The following is a 17,951-nucleotide window of genomic DNA, read 5'->3' on the forward strand; positions in this document are numbered from 1 at the left end:
AAGCAGCTTTAGTTGCTTCCTTTTTTTGTGTGTAATGAGTGAATAGCTTCAATGATAATATCTGGTCGATCATTTTCTATTCCGTGACTAGCATGTTCAGCTAGAATATATTGACTGTTTATAGAGAGGTGAAATTGTTCACGAATTAGTTTTTGCCACGTCGATTCAAGTTGTGTTGCTTCCTCTTTTGGCATGCCGCCCTCAATCATTTGAGTAATAGAATAATGAGGATCTCTACCGATAACGATTAATGGTATTTCTAATATTATATCTAGCTCTTTTATTGAACGAGCACAGTTTTTCCACTTGGATAGTTCAGAAACCGTCGCTTTATATAATGAGGGTGATGTGGAGAATTCTATATAATGTTTTGGTTTGTTGACGAGCATAGGTTTTTGTTCATTATAAAGTGTGTCGACATCCATTTTGGAGTACGTATTATATTTTTGAAGCCACATATCATCAGAATCAGTTTGATCAGAAATCGGTAAATGAAGTTCGTCTAATAGGTGTAAGTTCATGGAAGTAGAATCAACTAAAAGAAGTGCTTGTAGCCTATCTTCATGTAACATCGTAAAATGTTGTGCACATAATCCTCCATAGGAATGACCGATTAGAATGATTGGCTCATGAATATATAGTTTGTCTAGTAACATATGTAGTTCTTTTGCTACTTGTATCGTAGTACGCGGATACATTCCCAACTCACTTTTTCCGTAACCTGGGCGATGGTATGAAACGACTGTAAAGTGCTCGGAAAGCTTTTTCATAATGGGAAGCCAATCATAAAAGGAGCAAGTCATTCCAGTTTGAATGACTATAGTTTGTTTACTACTTCCTTTTATATATACTTCTATATTTTGTCCCAATATCTCTACAAATTTATGAATAATAATTCCTCCTAAGTTTGAAATAATTTTTGGCAAGCAAAAACGATACACCAAGCACCTATACCGAGTAGGACAGATGTACTAAGTGCAAATGAATTTTTTAAACTAATATAGACGATAAATAGTAGTAGTGCTGATGCAGGAAATCCATATAATACACCTAAAGCAAATTGACTCAATTCTTGTTTGTTACCACCTTCGAAAGAAATCCAAAATAGACTAAGTAAACTTACAAGAGGAAGGGCAGCGATAAAGCCGCCTATCGTACTATAATGTTTAGCGACTTCAGTAATGATACCGATAATAAGTGCCGAAACGATAACTTTAACGAGGAAATGCATATTTTGCCTCCTTCGCTAATAAAGAAAAGGCTTTTTCAATTAATTGTTGTTCTTCTTTTGATAACTGTGATTCTAATATTTTTATCTTTTCTTTATCTAGTAAAGTATGCTTTTCTAATACTTCCATTCCTTCGGTTGTTAATGTAAGATTTACGACCCTTTCATCTTGTTTATTTCTCTCTTTAAGGAGGAAATCCTTTTGAATAAGGCGCTTTACGTGTTCAGATGCTGTGTTATGAGAGAGACTAAGCTCAGAAGCAACTTTTCCAATTGTTATATTTTTCTCACGGGAAACGATTTGTAAAATACGAATTGCCTGGTGGGAAAGGTTGTCCTCATATTCACATCGTAAGTGATAATAAATGCTCTCCCAATGTTGATTGATGTCTTTCATAATAATAAATCCCCCTATTTTTATATCGTATAATAAGATATATTCGTTAATGCAGAAATAAAATCCTTTTATTTGGATAAAAAATATTGAAAAAGTTTATTTTTATTGAAATATAAGGTAATCTATGTGTAAAGGTATACATTTAGCAAGAGAGAGGATGATAGCTGTGAATACATTTAAATGGATTAGTCATGAACAGATGTATGTAGATGAAATACATGTTGAAAAATGTGGTCCTCTTTCAGTCGGCGTATACGGTGGAAACCAAGAAAGTGATGCATATGAAAGAGGAGATGCGGTGCTTGCTTGGTGGGATCCTGAATTACAATTTGAATTTGTTATGATTTTTGATACACATCATAAAACGAAAAATATCCATTATATAATAGAAGCAATTTCAGAAAGAAAAGAGAAACTAAAAGAATTATTTTCATACCCAATACATTTAGCTTTTCATCATACACATATGTACTTATTAGCGTTATTCACAGATGAGTTATTTATTGAAAAATGTGATCAAAATGATGAAGAACTTGCATGTTTAATTTGTTTGCGAAAAGGCGAGTTCTTATATTGGCTATCAGTTGGTGATTGTTTCGCATACTTATTCCATTCTGAGCAAACGAAGAATGGAAAAGGACGATTAAATAAACGGAAGAATTACGAATATATTGGCAGGAAAAATATTTTCGCAGCAAATACACCTTGTTTTACTTCAGGTGTGAGGGGATTAGAAAAAGGTACGAATCACATTGTAATGGCAACGGACGGTATTTTAGAGTGTGATAAACGAAGGTTTGATGATGATCAATCTTTAGTAGAAATATTACACGACGGAAATAGCTTACAAATTGAGCCGGTATTAACAAATGTACTGCAGTGGAAAGGTAGAGATTGTGCCACGATTATCGGATGGTCTATCGATACTGAAAATAAACAATGCGCTAATTAATAACAAAAAGGAGTTCAAGGTTTGTTGTCCTTGAACTCCTTTTTGTTAAGCAATATGAATATGATACGTTTTCAACCATTCATTTACTTGTAGCATATACTCCATAGCACTCCTCGCTTCAAAAGTGTTAATCTCTTTATTACTTTGATCAGCAATTGAAAGTAGAATGGAATGGTTAATGAGTGAGAAAATAGGATTGTTTTTATTACTACACATATCAAGTGTTAAATTACGAATTGTTTGTAAGTAGTGTGGGTCTTGTGAAGTTGGATAAGCGCTTTTTCTTCTATTTCGTATATCGTCAGGTAAAGCTGGTTTTAGTGCTCTACGTAAAATGCCTTTTTCAATATTATCAATACTTTTTATGTTGAAAGGAACGTTCCATAAATATTCAACTAATCTATAATCGCAAAACGGTACACGAACTTCAAATCCTACAGCCATACTCATACGGTCTTTACGATCAAGTAAGAACGGGAGAAATCTCGTTAAAAATAAATAAAACATTTGGCGTTGTTTCGCGGATTTTTTACTTTCCCCTTTAAGAGTAGGTACTTCAAGAACAGCTTCATGGAATCGTGTATGAATATAATGCTCAGGATTACATTGCTTTGATACGTCGTTTAATAATAGAGAAGATGTGTTTTTCCAGTTTGTTAACCATGGAAACTTATCTACATATAATAGTTCTTCTTGATGAAACCAAGGATACCCACCGAATACTTCATCGGCAGATTCCCCGGATAAAGCTACAGTTGCATCTTTTTTCATTTCGCAAAATAGTAAATATAGTGAAGTTTCCATTTCGCCTGCACTTGGTAAGTCTTTCGCATGAAGGGGAACGAATAAGTGATTTGCTAATTCTTCAGCATTCACAATAATGTCATGATGCGACGTCCCTACATGTTCAGAAACACGTTTTACCCAAGGAGCATCTAGACCAGTTCGAGCAAATGTCAGTTCGAAATCTTTCGCGCTATTTAAAAAGTCGATTGAATATGTGTGAAGTGTTTTGTGTTCCTCTGCAAATTCTTTCCCCGCAAGTGCAGTAATACCACTAGAATCTAATCCGCCTGATAACATACAAACGAGTGGAACATCGGCAATTAATTGTCTTTTTACTGTATCTTGTAAAATAGATAAAATATGAGAAGATGTATCTTCTATAGAGTCTGTATGGATCTTACTTTCTAAGTTCCAATACTTCGTAACTACTTTTTTATCACGTGTAAATGTTATAGAATGTCCAGCACGTACTTCTTGAATATGCTTAAACACACCACATCCTGGAGTTCGAAATAACCCTAATCCAAATATTTCATTTATTCCATCCGCATCAATTTCAGCAGGGACAGATGGATGCGCTAATAATGCTTTAATTTCAGAACCGAAAATAATACTGTCATTTCTTTCTGTATAAAAAAGTGGTTTTACACCTAAATGATCGCGTGCTAAAAATAATTGTTGTTTCTGATCATCCCATAAGGCGAAAGCGAAAATTCCATTTAAATGTTGTACGCAGTCTTCTTTCCATTCTAAATAAGCATGTAGTAACACTTCTGTATCTGAATGAGTTTCAAATGCATGTCCACATTTTTGAAGTTGCTCTCTCAGCTCACGGAAATTATAAATTTCTCCATTATAAGTAAGAGCATACGTATAATCACCAGCACGGAATGTTTTTGGTTGTGTCCCGCCTTCTGGATCAATTACAATTAATCGCCGGTGTGCAAAAGCCGCTCTAGGTGAAAACCAAAATCCTTCAGCATCCGGACCACGATGCTCAATGCTATTCGCCATCTTTTCTAAAACAACATGTTCATTGGAAAGGTCCTTCTTCCAATCTACCCAGCCTGTAATTCCACACATACACATCTCATCTCCTAATTTAAAATAATTAAAAGTAGATTAACAAAATAAAATGTACACTAAGTTAAAGAATGACTACATAAATAGTGTACTACATGAATTAAACTGTAGACTTGAGAAAATTTTCTTCAAATGCAAAGTTATATGAGACAATGGCTGAGGAAAAGTATTCCATTACATAAAAAAATAATAAAAAAGATGAGAGAAAACATTTTTCAGGACGTTATATAGGGTGTAAAAGCTTTTACAAAAAAATAAGGGGAATCGCTACATGAAATCAAATGAGAAAAATTTTATAAAAAGATTACAGCGGCAAAAAGAAGATGCCTTAGAATTTGTTGTTGATACATACTTACCACTCATAAAGGGGATCACGCATAAAGTTCTTCTTCCAGTTCAAAATGATGGATTGATGGAGGAATGCATAAATGATATATTTCTTTCCATTTGGAATAACGCAAATAAATTTCATGGAGAGCCGAGTGACTTTAAAAAATGGATTGCGGCAATTGCAAAGTTTAAAGCAATTGATTATTACCGAAAAGCGAATAAAAAAGTAGAAATCATTTCAGATGAGTTTCATATTAGTACCAAAAAATCGGCAGAAGACGAATTAATCGTTATGGAAGATAGGGAAGAATTATTGAATCTTATTAATCAATTGGAACCGTTAGATCAAAAAGTATTCATTATGAAATATCTTCTCGGTATGAAGACAGAAGAAATAGGAGACAAGTTAGGGTTAACTCGGGCAGCGATCGATAATCGCGTGTACCGTGGGAAAAAGAAACTACAACAAAATGCTACGAATATTAGTTTTGGAGGTAGTGCAATATGAAAGATATTTATGAACTATTAAATGATATTGATATAGATGAAAAAGAACTTGAGGAAATTGGGACTTCTGAAATTGAAAAAGAAAAAGTGAAGCGTAACTTAAAACAGTCGATACGTACGAAGAAAAAGATGAAAAGTTGGAAAAAAGGTGTTGCTGCAGCATCTATTTTAGTCGGCGTATCGGTTGCCATGCTTGGCATCGGATTTCCTACATACGCTGGAGGACTACCAATAGTAGGGGACATATTCCGATTTTTAGATAATGGTAGAACAGGGTTATATGAAAATTATAAAGCTGACGTAGAGAAGACGGCGGAGCTTCATAATAATTATAAACAATACGCTATAGTACTAAATATGATAAAAGAAAGCAATGGAATTAAGATAACGGTAAATGATGCGATTTTCGATGGGAAGACAGTATCAATAAACTACTCTATAGAAAGTAACAGAGATTTAGGCAAAAATCCAAGTACATTGGATTTTTTAACTATTAAAGGAGCAGGTGCCCAATCAGGAAGCAATGAAATTACTAAAGTCGCTGATAGAAAATATACAGGTTTAATAAAAACAAGCAGCGATCTAGTTAGTAGTAAAGAAACTACAGTGAACATTGAATGGAGTATAAAAAGTATAGACATTTTAGAAACAGAAGAAACGATAAAAGGGGATTGGAATTTTAATATTAATCTAAGAGGAATAGAAAATAAAGAGCAATTGATTAGAGGTAGTACAGAAAAAGATGGTGTAAAAGTAAATATGGAGAGAATGGAAATAACACCAATGTCGTTTATTTTATACTACAATCAAGAAGTATCTCAAGAAATAAGGGGTGTATGGGATGGAGTGGATATCGATTTAGAAGTGAGGGATGATTTAGGTAATCAGTATTCTGGGGAAGGAAATGGAGGCTCAGGTGAGGATTCTTATAATTTTAATTGGAGTAAAACATTCCAACAACTCAATGAGAATGCAACCAAGCTAATAATAACGCCTCACGTTAATTTAAGAATTCACACTCCTGAAAATTATGGTTCGGTAACAATAGTTGGAGGACAAGTAAAGGAGAGTTTCGTGTCTCGAAAACTGGGAGGCAATAAGGGTATTGTGTTAGATGATATTGTAATTGATTTAAAGAAATAAAAGAGAGACTGCCTAAAAACATTAGGCAGTCTCTTTTTCGTTAAAAACTAGTTATGAGTAAAGCATGCGGATGCTGCGTTTTATACTCATCTTTCCACGGAATGTTTAGTTGTTCCCACGATTCGCCGCTATCATTGGATTGAAAGACGCCATTGTTATTTAAAGTGTAAAACGTATGTGGTTCTGCTGGATTTGTCGCAAACATCGAAATGACTGTACCGATTGCAGACGGTAGTCCTTGCTGTACTTGCTCAAAAGGAGTATCTTTCGTTTTTCGATATATATAAGATTCATAAGGAATACGGTGATGAGCGAGATCGGCACTTGGCGCAGCAGAAACGAGAACAGTATCGCAATCAGCTGGATCGATAGCCATGCTGTATAAATAATGATGCTCAAGTCCTTCACTACATGAGATCCAGCTGTTTCCACTGTTATAACTTTCAAGATAGGCACGATCAGGTCCGCCCATAAATCCGTCACCACATGATGCATAAAGGCGATTGGGGGCTTCGGGGTGCATGAGTAATTGATGGGCGTCGATAGGAGCACCGAATTTTTTATCAATCCATGTATGCCCTTTATCGTTACTTTGAATAACAGCACCAGCTTCGATTGAAACGTGAATTGTATTTGGATTGTTTGGATCAACTGTGATCCAGCGTACGTGATGGGTAAAAGGTCTAGGCGGGAAAGCCCACGTATAAGAAGATAATAATGATTTCATATTTTTAAGTTCCGTCCACGTTTCACCACCGTTTTCTGAACGGAATAAAGCGCTCGGTTCAGTCCCTACATAAACGACTCCATATTCGTTAACTTGTTCATTAGGGCTTATCGTTATAGAAGTGATAGAGGAGTGTAAAATACCATCTTCTTTAGGGAAATCAAAGTAGCGATAGGAATCCCCAATTGGTCTCCACGAATCTCCGCCATCGTCGCTTAACCATAAACCTCGTCCAAATGTTCCGCAATATATACGATTTTGTTGGAACGGATCAACGGCAATACAGGTAGGTTGCATATTTTGCAAGTGACAAGTCGTTTCGTAGTTACCATCTTGTTCTTTCACTACAACAAGTTCACGCTCCATACAGAGAAATAAACGTTTCATTTTCGTAACCTCCTTAAAATTTCTTTCAATAGTAAACAATATGAAAATAAAAAAGAAGTAGTCTTGTTTTTATTTGAGAAAAAGGGATTGTTTAAAAAGTAGCGAAGTGTGTATACAGAGGAAGCGGGGTTTACGGGCGGTCAATTCGGGATAAAGATGGGGAGTTTGTTTCATACTAACATACAGATATGGCACTTAAAGGAGTATAAGTATGGGACATTCACATGATCACGGGCATTCTAAAAATAAAAAGGCGTTACTACTTGCATTCTTACTAACAACAAGCTTTATGGTTGCTGAAGTTATTGGCGGATTTGTAACAAATAGTTTAGCACTATTATCTGACGCGGGGCATATGTTAAGTGATGCAGTATCCTTGGCTTTAAGTTTACTTGCGTTTAAGCTTGGAGAAAAAGCAGCGACGACTGCAAAAACATACGGGTATAAGCGCGTCGAAATGTTAGCGGCATTATGTAACGGTGTCGTTCTTATCGTCATTTCTATATACATTTTTATTGAAGCAATTCGTCGTTTTAAAGAACCAGTTGAGATTGCTAGTAATGGGATGCTCATTATTGCTGTACTTGGTTTGCTTATTAATATTTTATCAGCTTGGATATTAATGAGAGGCGGAGATGTGAAAGGTAATTTGAACTTAAGAAGTGCTTTCTTACACGTACTAGGTGATCTATTAGGGTCAGTTGGAGCGATTATTGCTGCGTTACTTATTAAATTTTTCGGATGGAATGTTGCAGACGCAATTGCTAGTATTCTTGTGTCTATTTTAGTCGTTATTAGTGGGTGGCGTGTAACACGTGATACAGTCCATATATTAATGGAAGGTGCACCGCAGCACATAGATATGGATGAGGTGAAAAATACATTATTAACGATTGCGATTGTAAAAGAAGTTCATGATTTGCACATATGGTCTGTCACATCGGATTTTCAAGTATTAACTTGCCACCTAATTATAAAAGGTAATGAAACGCAAAGTGTATTAAAAGAGGCTACGGATGTATTAAAGGAGAAGTTTCATGTAGAACATGTCACCATCCAAGTAGAAATGGAAGGTGAGTTTTATCATAGCGAGACAACTTGCAAAGTATGAAAGAAAAAGGATCAGAAAAAGTGTCATAACATTTTTCGCAGGGCATACATATATATAATGTGGCCACAAATACTTTGTAAGGTAAATATTTCATAAGATTACTTTACTTATTAAGAATCATCTTTTATAATCAAAAGTGGTAATTGATAAAGATTATCATTTTCAATGATCGTAGAAAGGAGTTTTTTAAAAGATGAGTAGTCAACTCCGTTTTGCTGTTGAAAATCGTAAGAGGCATTTAATTGATGAGTTAATTGGAGCAGGGGTGTTTAAGATTCGCGACAGACAATTATACGAGCTATCTTTAGAGGAATTGGAAAAAGAGTACGAAGATATTGAAGATTACGCGAATATTCAGGCATAGCATATAGATTAGTAAAGAGGGAGCTGGTTACATTTTTGTGTAACCAGCTTTCTTATTCTTTCATAGAAATCATTTTTTGTATTTCTTTCATGGGACGGAGCCAGTTTTGAGCCATCATTTGTTCCATTTGTTTTTCGTCCTGCTTTTGAAGTGCTTGAATGATAGAGTGATGTTCTTTAATAGATTGACTTGCAGGTACAAAGTTTTGGAAAAACAAATATTCAAGTCGTAAAACGTGAAGCTGCATATTTTCTAGAAAAGGTTCAATATATCGGTTTTTAGCAATAGAAGTAATTGTATTGTGAAATTGTATATCTAGTTTTAAAGCTTTTTTTGAATCTTTTTCATGTATAGATTGTTGAAAAGTATCATTTATCTCGGAAAGTAGTTTAATATCAGCATCTGTAACTTTTTGAAGTGCTTGTTTTCCTATAATTGAGTGAAGACCGGCCAGCGTCTCATAAATGATAGATACGTCTTCTAATTTAATAGGAGCAATTTTCGTTTTTTGACCGGGAATCATTTCTACTAGCCCAGAAAGCTCTAAAATTTGTAAAGCTTCTCTAACTGGTGTTCTGCTTACACCTAGTGCTTCCGCCAATTCCCCATCATTAATTTTTTCATCTGGTTGTAATACACCTTCTATAATCCAATCTTGTAGTTGGGTTAAAACGAGTGACTTTGCGGAAACTCTTCCAGGTTTTTTATAATTTTGAGGGACAGGCATAAATAATTCAATCCTTTCATTGTATGTTTTGTTTTTTTCTACTCATAAGTTTTAGCTTCGGTTTTCCTTCATCCGGCTTTTGGCTTAATATAAGCACCATTACAATGACACAAAAAGCACCTAATAACTGAAAAGATTGAAACGGTACGTGCAAAATAAGTACGGAAGAAATAATAGCTGCGAGCGGCTCTGTACAACCAAATAACGTTGTTTCTTTCGGCGTAAGGTATCTTATACTATCTAAGTACAAATAAAATGCTATGAGTGTCCCGAAAATGACTACAAATGTAATGAGCGGGAGGGTACTTAGTTTTACATACTTTATAGTGGATAATAAAATGAATTCGTTTGTGGAAACAAAGTGTAAAATCGTTACACCAATACCCCCAATAATCATACCCCAGCCAACGATAACAGATGAAGACCACTTTTCTAACAATTTTTTTGAATACAAACTATAAAATGCAAGAGATAGTCCAGATAAAATGCCCCAAATGATAGCTGGTGTAGATACAGCTAAGTTATACATAGACCCGTTTGTTAATAAGAGAAAAGTCCCTACTAATGAGAGTGTAATTGAAATATAATCAATTTTTGATGGACGAACGTTCCATTTGAAAAGTAAGTATACAGTGATAAATATAGGGGCTAAATATTGTAACAAAGTTGCAACAGCAGCGTTTCCTTCTTTAATAGAGGCGAAGTACGTATACTGTACAGCAAGCATGCCGAAAAGACCGAACAAAATCATTTTACTAGCGTCGGATTTTTGCTTCCAGATGGCAAAAATCTCTTTTTTTCTCGTTCCGAATGATGAAATAATGAGTAGAATAACCCCAGATATAAGCAAACGGATCGTAACTAACCATTCGGTTGAAACATTTTCATATTGAAAAAGTTGTTGCGCAGCTGTTCCGGACAAGCCCCATAAACAAGCACCGATTATGACCATTATAATTCCTTTTAATCGATTTGGATCCATAAGACATATAATCCTCCTTCCAAAAATATATATTGGATACAATATGCAATATATCACAAAAAAGAGCATCAATAAACTGAAACTTCTAATTAAATGAAAAGTTATTAATAATGGAGACGAATTTTTTTTGTACGTGGTAAAATATTGTAGAGAGGGTGGTATTGAAATGCTAGCAGGATTTTTGGTTTGTTTATTTGTTGGATTACTTATCATTTTTTTAGGGTATCAAATACATGTGAAAAAGAGATTGTTTTTGTTGGCAGGATATCAAGAAGAAACGTTTGTTGGAGATAAAAATAAATTAGCGAAGCTTTCAGGAGTATTTTCCTATATAGTCGGAGTTGCTACTATACTATTACCGTTTGGCTTAGAAAAAATAGGTGATGTAGTTGGTGTCGTATATGCTACCTTAATTGTTTTCGGTACAATGGTGTTTCTTATGAAAGCAAATATGTTAAATAAGAGTACTACAAAGTGAAAAAAGGCTCCATGCTACGGAAGCCTTTTTTCACTTTGTTATGAAGTATAAGTAAAAGCTGGAATAGGATCAACAAAGCTATTCCAATCTTGTTTCATTTCTTTTTCTGTTAATAGACAACTATCTAATGATTGTTCAATTAAAGAACGATCCATGTCAATTCCGATAAATACGAGTTCAGTTATTCGATCTCCATATTGTTCATCCCAGTTTTTCAATACTTCTGGTTCTTCTGTAATGATTTGATTTTTTTCAGCCTCAGGTAATGCCGCTATCCATTCACCAGCACCTTGAATTGTAATAGAGGAACCAGCTTGTGATAGAAGCCCTATCATAGTATTACGAGAGGCGAGCCAGAAAAATCCTTTCGCTCTTACAACATCTAATGGCCATTTTTCTAGCCAATTCATAAGGCGTTCAGGATGAAAAGGATATTTACGACGGTACACAAAGGAATGAATACCGTATTCTTCCGTTTCAGGTGTATGATGGTCACTATTTAATTCTTGCATCCAGCCAGCCGATTGACTGGCCTCTTCATAATTAAATGAATTTGTGTTTAAAACTTCTTGCAATGGTACTTTGCTAAATGAAGATTCAATAACCTTGGCGCTAGGATTTAATTTCTTTAGTAAATGATGGAGTTCTATCACATCTTCTTTTTCTAGTAGGTCTATCTTATTAAGAATAATTATATTTGCAAACTCAATTTGATCTATTAATAAATCAATAACTTCCCGAGTATCAGTTTCATCGATTGCCTGTTTTCGGTCTAGCAAACTTTCTCCATCTGCAAAATCATCCCAAAATCTATGTGCATCTACAACTGTAACCATCGTATCGAGGTGACAATTTTTCGTTAAATCAATGTTAAGAACTTCATCTGTATAAGTAAAGGTTTGGGCAACTGGAATAGGCTCACTTATACCAGAAGATTCAATAACTATATAGTCAATATCACCATTTTCAACAAGACGATTCACTTCTATCATTAAATCTTCTCGTAGTGTACAACAAATACAACCATTTTGAATTTCTACTAGTTTTTCCTCTGTGCGTGAAAAACCACCTTTTTTTATAAGGGACGCATCAATGTTTACTTCGCTCATATCATTAACGATAACAGCTACTTTTAAGTTGTTCTTATTAGTCAAAATGTGATGTAGTAAGGTAGTTTTTCCAGATCCTAAAAAACCACTTAATACAGTGATAGGCACTTTTTTCATGAAATAATCTCTCCTTCAAATCGTAATCATTACGTTTTATAATAAATGATGGGAAAGGAAAAATCAATAATAAATCATAATGATTACGATTTAAGGTTGGAATATACCATAAAAATTGTGCTGTATTAGGAATCATTTTGACAATCATCCGGCTTAAAGTGAAGGCGAGACAATGAATCTTTAATTGAATTTCAAAAGAATAAATTCTGCATATTTTTATGAAATATAATCATAATCGCAATAAAAAAAAAATAAAGATAAGAGTAATTTGGTTTGTTAAAAATATGTGTATAAGGAGATATGCAATGAACTGGGTTACTCATAAACCATCGTTTGACTTTGAAAAATTTAGTCCTATTATTCGGTCACAATCTGCGTGGAGTGGGCATTTAAATTTCGCATATGACTTAGTACGATTTGAAAAACCAGCAACTTTAGTTGAGTTAGGCACACATCTAGGTGCTTCCTTCTTCAGTTTTTGTCAGGGAGTAAAAGATGGTGGGTTAACTACAAAATGTTTTGCTGTAGATACTTGGGCTGGAGATGGGCATACAGGTCCATATGGAGAAGGGGTTTTTCAAATAGTAGAAAAAGTTGTGAGCGCTAACTACCTTAATATAGGAAAATTAATTCGGTCTACTTTTGATGATGCTATAGATCAGTTTCAAGATGAAACGATAAATCTTTTGCATATTGATGGCTATCATACGTATGAAGCTGTTTCTCATGATTATAAAATGTGGTTACCTAAAGTCGCCAAAAACGGTATTGTATTATTTCATGATATTGAAGTGAGAAGTGGTGATTTTGGCGTGTATAAGTTTTGGGATGAGATCAAGGCGAAGCACCCTCATTTTCAGTTTGGACATTCATACGGACTCGGAGTATTATTTCCAAAAGGGTGTAGTGATAAGTTTTCGGAGATACTTAAAAATAAAGAAGAAATACAAAATTTGTATAAATAAAAGTGGAGCATGCATCATTTTAATGATGTGTGCTTTTTTTGGGGAGAAAAATGGTAGTCCTTAAAAGGTGAAGATAATAGTAAAAAATCTTATTGTGGCAAATATTAAAAAAGTTATTCTTAGATTATTCTATCTAAATAAAAATGTAACATTTTTTATATTTTCCATTGCGAAAAGTAACATCTACTTTTACAATAGAAAAGGTGTCCAATATATTATACTGGAAAAATAAATCGAAATAATATGAAAATTTTGTTTTGTCTTCGCTAATTGTATACTACATACATGTAAGACGACATACATCATGTTATCGACTTGTAAGGAGAGAAAAAAATGAAAAGTGTAAGATTACCATCGATACCAGAAATTATCGTTCTTTTAATGCTATTTCTTGCTGTCGTCTTTTCCTTCCAAACGATTTTTGATCTCCCAATTCAATTAGCGCTGTTTATTTCATGGTTTTTAGTTATTGCGCTTGGATTAAGGTTAGGATTTCGTTATCAAGAATTGCAAGATGCAATTACAAAAGGAATTTCTAATGGATTAGAAGCTATTCTTATTTTAGTTGCAGTAGGGGCTTTAATTGGAACATGGATTGCTGGTGGGGTTGTACCAACATTAATTTATTATGGATTAGAATTTATCCACCCAAGCATATTCTTACTGGCAACTTTAATTATTTGTTCTATAACTTCTATTGCGACCGGAACATCATGGGGAACAGTTGGAACAGCTGGTATAGCTATGATGGCGATTGGTGAAGGGCTTGGATTACCACTTCCGCTTGTTGCTGGTGCAGTTCTTTCAGGAGCTTATTTCGGAGATAAATTATCACCACTTTCTGATAGTACAGTTCTTGCAGCTTCTATGGCAAAAGTAGATGTTATTGCTCACGTTCGAGCTATGCTTGTATTAGACGTTCCGGCGTATATTATTACTAGTATTATGTTTACTGTAGCTGGCTGGATGTACGGCGGGGATAATGTAGATTTGAACCGAGTAGAGTTTTTAAAAGAAGCTTTATTAAAGCAATTTGATATTAAAATATGGATGCTTGTTCCAGCGGTCATTGTTATCGTTCTATTAGCAATGAAGAAACCGTCGATGCCAACAATTGCAATGGGAGCTTTAATCGGTGCAATTTGGGCAACTCTTTTCCAAGGGATGAACTTTGGAGAGGCAATTGGAACAGCTTATAATGGATTCTCAATTCAATCTGGTGTTGAGTTTGTCGATAAGTTATTAAACCGTGGTGGAATTAACGGTATGCTTGGCTCAGTAGCCGTTATTATATTTGGCTTAGGTTTTGGTGGATTACTTGAAAAGCTAGGTGTTCTTAAAGTAATCGTATCGAAATTTGAGAAGAAATTAAATTCTGCAGGTAATGTAACGTTGTCTACATTAATCGTTGCATTTTTAGCGAACGTATTTGGTTGTGCGATGTACGTATCACTTATTTTAACGCCGAAAATTATGGAAGATAGCTATGATAAACTAAAAATAGACCGTCGTGTATTAGCACGTAACTCAGAAGTAGGTGGAACGTTAACTTCAGGTATGGTTCCATGGTCGGATAATGGTATTTTTATGGCTGGTATTTTAGGTGTAGCAACGTTATCATATATTCCATTTATGTGGTTAAGTTTTGTATCGTTAATTTTAGCAGTTATTTACGGATATACAGGCAAGTTCATTTGGTATGTAGATGATGCGGATAAAGGAAAGCAAGCATCATAAATAAAAAATCACCTTCTACACATTGTAGAAGGTGATTTTTTATTTTGTATTTTGAGCTATTGAGGTTATTTCATGCTCATATTTAGTGATTTTTTGTTGTATCTTTTTTAAGTTCTTTTCAGTATCTTGAATGTGCTGTAAAACATTTATCTTTTGTTGTTTCATTAATTCTAATCGTTGAAGGATAGTAGATTCTCCATCCATGGACCAGTCAATAAATTGTTTTATTTTTTGAATAGGCATACCAGTTTCTTTTAAACATAAAATCATCTCTAAATATTTGAGTGCTTCTTCGTTAAAAACTCGATCTCCTTTTTCATTTCTTTGAAGAAAAGGGAACAGTCCTTGTCGATCGTAATAATGTATTTGAGAAATAGTTAAGTGGTGCATTTTGGCGACTTGACCAATTGTATAATACATGTGATTCATCCTCTTGTTACCAGGGTATAATTCCGTTTTTATTTAATATTTTACCATTATAGTTTGTTGCACTTAATGCATATTTAATAATAATCTTAGCACTTTCATTGGTTGTATGGCCACCAGGTGCATTTCCATTAAGGTCGGTAGTTGTAAAACCAGGTGTTACCCCGAAAACTGCTGGACCGTTAGTACCAAATTCTTTGCTAAAAGCTAATGTTAAAGCGTTAATAGCTGTTTTTGAAGAATTATATCCTAAAGCATTAATTGGATGTGTTTCACCATTAGCGAACATTGTTTGTGAAGCCATGTCAGTTGTTACATTTATTATTTTGCTGTTGTTTGACTTCTTTAATGATGGTAAAAAGGCTTGCATCATTTGGAAAGTTCCAAAAAAATTAATTTCAAATCCTTGACGTAAAGTTTCAATATTTAATTTGCTAGGTAGCGTATTGAAGTCTAGTGCTATACCTGCGTTATTGATTAGTAAATCTAAGTGATCAGTCGTTTCATACATTTTTTTCATTGCTTTTTGAATGGATTGTGAATTTGAAATATCTACTTGAACATAAGAAACGTTGGAAATATTTAAAGATTTCACAGCTTCTTGACCAAGTTGTTCATTGCGAGCACCTAAAAATACGTGATAGCCTTTCTCTGCTAATTGGCGAACGAGTTCATATCCAATTCCTTTATTTGCACCTGTTACAAAAGCGTATTTTTTCATATTGAATTCCTCCAGTATCTTTTTAGTAGGTCACAATGGAAAGGATACAGCCTAAACTTAAGTTTAGGTCAAGAGGAATTTTAAAAAATAAATATCAAATATTTATATATACGAGTGAGAATTCTTATCATTTGAAGGGAAGTCTGTTAATATAAGAAATGTAGGTATTAAATTTTCAAGGGGATGAAAAAATGGAGTACAGAATTGAAAGAGACACATTAGGAGAAATAAAAGTTCCGGCTGATAAATTATGGGCAGCGCAAACACAAAGAAGTAAAGAGAACTTCCCAATTGGAACAGAGCAAATGCCGCTTGAAATTGTAAAAGCATTTGCGATTTTAAAGAAAAGTGCGGCCCTTAGCAATCAAAAACTAGGGAAGTTATCAGAAGAGAAAGCAAAAGCAATTGTGGAAGCTGCTGATGAAGTGATTGAAGGGAAATGGAATGAGCATTTTCCACTTGTCGTATGGCAAACGGGTAGTGGTACACAATCTAACATGAATGTGAATGAAGTAATTGCAAACCGCGGGAATCAAATTTTGAAAGAAAAGGGATCTGACGTACATATTCATCCGAATGATGATGTGAACATGTCTCAAAGTTCAAACGATACATTTCCAACAGCGCTTCATGTAGCATGTGTAATTGCGGTAGAAAATCATGTATTACCAGCAATTACGAAGTTAAAAGAAACTTTAGCAGAAAAAGCAACTGCATTTGAACATATTATAAAAATCGGTCGTACACATTTACAAGATGCAACACCGTTAACTTTGGGACAAGAAATTAGTGGATGGCACCGTATGCTTGAAAAAACTGAGCGTATGATTGCTGAGAGCAATACATATATGAAAGAGTTAGCAATTGGTGGTACTGCAGTTGGAACGGGTATTAATGCTCATCCTAAATTTGGTGATATGGTATCTGAGGAAATTAGCCAATTTACAGGTAAGAACTTTATTTCTGCACCAAATAAGTTCCATGCATTAACGAGCCATGATGAAGTTGTATATACTCATGGTGCATTAAAGGCATTAGCGGCTGATTTAATGAAGATTGCTAACGATGTACGTTGGCTTGCAAGTGGTCCACGTAGTGGTCTTGGAGAAATTATTATTCCAGCAAATGAGCCAGGAAGCTCGATCATGCCAGGTAAAGTAAACCCTACACAAAGTGAGGCGTTAACAATGGTTGTGGCGCAAGTGATGGGAAATGATACAACAATCGGATTTGCTGCGAGCCAAGGGAATTTTGAGTTAAACGTATTTAAACCAGTTATTGCTTATAACTTCTTACAATCAGCGCACTTATTAGCAGATGCAATTGTTTCGTTTAATGATAATTGTGCAGTTGGTATTGAAGCGGATGAAGAAGTAATTAACGAAAACGTGAATCGTTCATTAATGCTTGTTACAGCATTAAACCCTCATATGGGGTATGAAAATGCAGCGAAAATTGCAAAACATGCTCATAAAGATGGTTTAACTTTAAAAGAGGCAGCATTGCAATCGGGATTATTAACAGAAGAGCAATTTGACGAAATTGTAGATCCGAAAAAAATGATCGCTCCAAAAGAATAATAGAAGAAGCCCAGATTTGATATTATCCCCTTTAGGTAGACAGTGTGAAAAAGACCATGTATACACATGGATGTTACACTATTACTTGGAGGGG

General features: G+C 34.6%; 19 protein-coding genes. 9 read left to right on the forward strand and 10 right to left on the reverse strand.

The features are described from left to right. Positions 1-8: 8 nt before the first annotated feature. From G9F74_RS19085 to G9F74_RS19095, 3 genes are read right to left on the reverse strand one after another with little or no spacing between them, the layout of a single operon-like run. The gene (locus tag G9F74_RS19085) at positions 9-941 is read right to left on the reverse strand and encodes an alpha/beta fold hydrolase (protein WP_016108131.1); all 933 of its coding nucleotides are present in this window, start codon (positions 939-941) and stop codon (positions 9-11) included. After that, the gene (locus G9F74_RS19090) at positions 902-1,231 is read right to left on the reverse strand and encodes a DUF3147 family protein (RefSeq protein ID WP_000545617.1); all 330 of its coding nucleotides are present in this window, start codon (positions 1,229-1,231) and stop codon (positions 902-904) included. Before G9F74_RS19090 ends, G9F74_RS19085 begins: the two co-directional genes overlap by 40 nt. Beyond that, on the reverse strand, positions 1,215-1,625 hold the full coding sequence (locus G9F74_RS19095) for a MarR family winged helix-turn-helix transcriptional regulator (protein WP_000651923.1): 411 nt from the start codon (positions 1,623-1,625) through the stop codon (positions 1,215-1,217). Before G9F74_RS19095 ends, G9F74_RS19090 begins: the two co-directional genes overlap by 17 nt. Before the next feature lie 124 nt (positions 1,626-1,749). Between G9F74_RS19095 and G9F74_RS19100 the strand changes: the two genes are divergently transcribed. Continuing rightward, a complete protein-coding gene (locus G9F74_RS19100) occupies positions 1,750-2,577 on the forward strand; it encodes a PP2C family serine/threonine-protein phosphatase (protein WP_002047737.1) in 828 nt (275 codons plus the stop codon). 45 nt (positions 2,578-2,622) lie between these two features. On the opposite strand, the gene asnB is transcribed toward G9F74_RS19100, so the two are convergent. Next, entirely contained in the window at positions 2,623-4,446 is a 1,824-nt protein-coding gene (asnB, locus tag G9F74_RS19105; protein ID WP_033668480.1) for an asparagine synthase (glutamine-hydrolyzing), read from the reverse strand. A 271-nt stretch (positions 4,447-4,717) separates the two neighbouring features. Here asnB and G9F74_RS19110 point away from each other — a divergent pair, with 271 nt between their 5' ends. Continuing rightward, positions 4,718-5,284, forward strand: coding sequence for a sigma-70 family RNA polymerase sigma factor (locus tag G9F74_RS19110; protein ID WP_000840025.1), 567 nt, complete (start codon positions 4,718-4,720; stop codon positions 5,282-5,284). After that, entirely contained in the window at positions 5,281-6,426 is a 1,146-nt protein-coding gene (locus tag G9F74_RS19115; RefSeq protein ID WP_000653164.1) for a DUF4179 domain-containing protein, read from the forward strand. The genes G9F74_RS19110 and G9F74_RS19115 overlap by 4 nt, the downstream gene beginning before the upstream one ends. A 40-nt stretch (positions 6,427-6,466) precedes the next feature. Here G9F74_RS19115 and G9F74_RS19120 read toward each other — a convergent pair whose 3' ends face one another. Next, on the reverse strand, positions 6,467-7,540 hold the full coding sequence (locus G9F74_RS19120; RefSeq protein ID WP_000825308.1) for a WD40/YVTN/BNR-like repeat-containing protein: 1,074 nt from the start codon (positions 7,538-7,540) through the stop codon (positions 6,467-6,469). A 211-nt stretch (positions 7,541-7,751) separates the two neighbouring features. On the opposite strand from G9F74_RS19120, the gene G9F74_RS19125 reads away from it, so the two are divergent. Further along, positions 7,752-8,651 carry a cation diffusion facilitator family transporter gene (locus G9F74_RS19125; protein WP_016108133.1) on the forward strand — a complete coding sequence of 300 codons (900 nt, stop codon included), beginning with the start codon at positions 7,752-7,754 and terminating at the stop codon, positions 8,649-8,651. Positions 8,652-8,844: 193 nt separating this feature from the next. Beyond that, entirely contained in the window at positions 8,845-9,015 is a 171-nt protein-coding gene (fbpA, locus tag G9F74_RS19130; RefSeq protein ID WP_000098300.1) for a Fur-regulated basic protein FbpA, read from the forward strand. Between the two features lie 52 nt (positions 9,016-9,067). On the opposite strand, the gene G9F74_RS19135 is transcribed toward fbpA, so the two are convergent. After that, positions 9,068-9,742 (reverse strand): GntR family transcriptional regulator, encoded by a 675-nt coding sequence (locus tag G9F74_RS19135; protein ID WP_001145066.1) that lies wholly within the window; start codon positions 9,740-9,742, stop codon positions 9,068-9,070. A gap of 16 nt (positions 9,743-9,758) precedes the next feature. After that, a complete protein-coding gene (locus G9F74_RS19140; protein ID WP_000371443.1) occupies positions 9,759-10,724 on the reverse strand; it encodes a DMT family transporter in 966 nt (321 codons plus the stop codon). A 166-nt stretch (positions 10,725-10,890) separates the two neighbouring features. Between G9F74_RS19140 and G9F74_RS19145 the strand changes: the two genes are divergently transcribed. Further along, on the forward strand, positions 10,891-11,202 hold the full coding sequence (locus G9F74_RS19145) for a DUF3784 domain-containing protein (RefSeq protein ID WP_000879380.1): 312 nt from the start codon (positions 10,891-10,893) through the stop codon (positions 11,200-11,202). A gap of 38 nt (positions 11,203-11,240) precedes the next feature. Here the strand turns inward: G9F74_RS19145 and G9F74_RS19150 are convergent, their stop codons facing one another. Next, the gene (locus G9F74_RS19150; protein ID WP_016108134.1) at positions 11,241-12,428 is read right to left on the reverse strand and encodes a GTP-binding protein; all 1,188 of its coding nucleotides are present in this window, start codon (positions 12,426-12,428) and stop codon (positions 11,241-11,243) included. 305 nt (positions 12,429-12,733) lie between these two features. Between G9F74_RS19150 and G9F74_RS19155 the strand changes: the two genes are divergently transcribed. After that, positions 12,734-13,393 carry a class I SAM-dependent methyltransferase gene (locus G9F74_RS19155; RefSeq protein WP_016108135.1) on the forward strand — a complete coding sequence of 220 codons (660 nt, stop codon included), beginning with the start codon at positions 12,734-12,736 and terminating at the stop codon, positions 13,391-13,393. 333 nt (positions 13,394-13,726) lie between these two features. Next, the gene (nhaC, locus tag G9F74_RS19160; protein WP_000843971.1) at positions 13,727-15,130 is read left to right on the forward strand and encodes a Na+/H+ antiporter NhaC; all 1,404 of its coding nucleotides are present in this window, start codon (positions 13,727-13,729) and stop codon (positions 15,128-15,130) included. A gap of 39 nt (positions 15,131-15,169) precedes the next feature. Here nhaC and G9F74_RS19165 read toward each other — a convergent pair whose 3' ends face one another. Together G9F74_RS19165 and G9F74_RS19170 are read right to left on the reverse strand one after the other, a co-directional pair. After that, complete coding sequence (locus tag G9F74_RS19165; protein WP_000291852.1) at positions 15,170-15,550, reverse strand: MerR family transcriptional regulator; 381 nt, start codon at positions 15,548-15,550, stop codon at positions 15,170-15,172. 16 nt (positions 15,551-15,566) lie between these two features. Further along, positions 15,567-16,277, reverse strand: a complete 711-nt coding sequence (locus tag G9F74_RS19170; RefSeq protein WP_000759568.1) for an SDR family NAD(P)-dependent oxidoreductase — start codon at positions 16,275-16,277, stop codon at positions 15,567-15,569. Between the two features lie 191 nt (positions 16,278-16,468). Between G9F74_RS19170 and fumC the strand changes: the two genes are divergently transcribed. After that, a complete protein-coding gene (fumC, locus tag G9F74_RS19175) occupies positions 16,469-17,857 on the forward strand; it encodes a class II fumarate hydratase (RefSeq protein ID WP_016108136.1) in 1,389 nt (462 codons plus the stop codon). Positions 17,858-17,951 lie beyond the last annotated feature (94 nt).

It is taken from the genome of Bacillus sp. EKM202B, assembly GCF_011066025.1.
Classification (GTDB): domain Bacteria; phylum Bacillota; class Bacilli; order Bacillales; family Bacillaceae_G; genus Bacillus_A; species Bacillus_A toyonensis.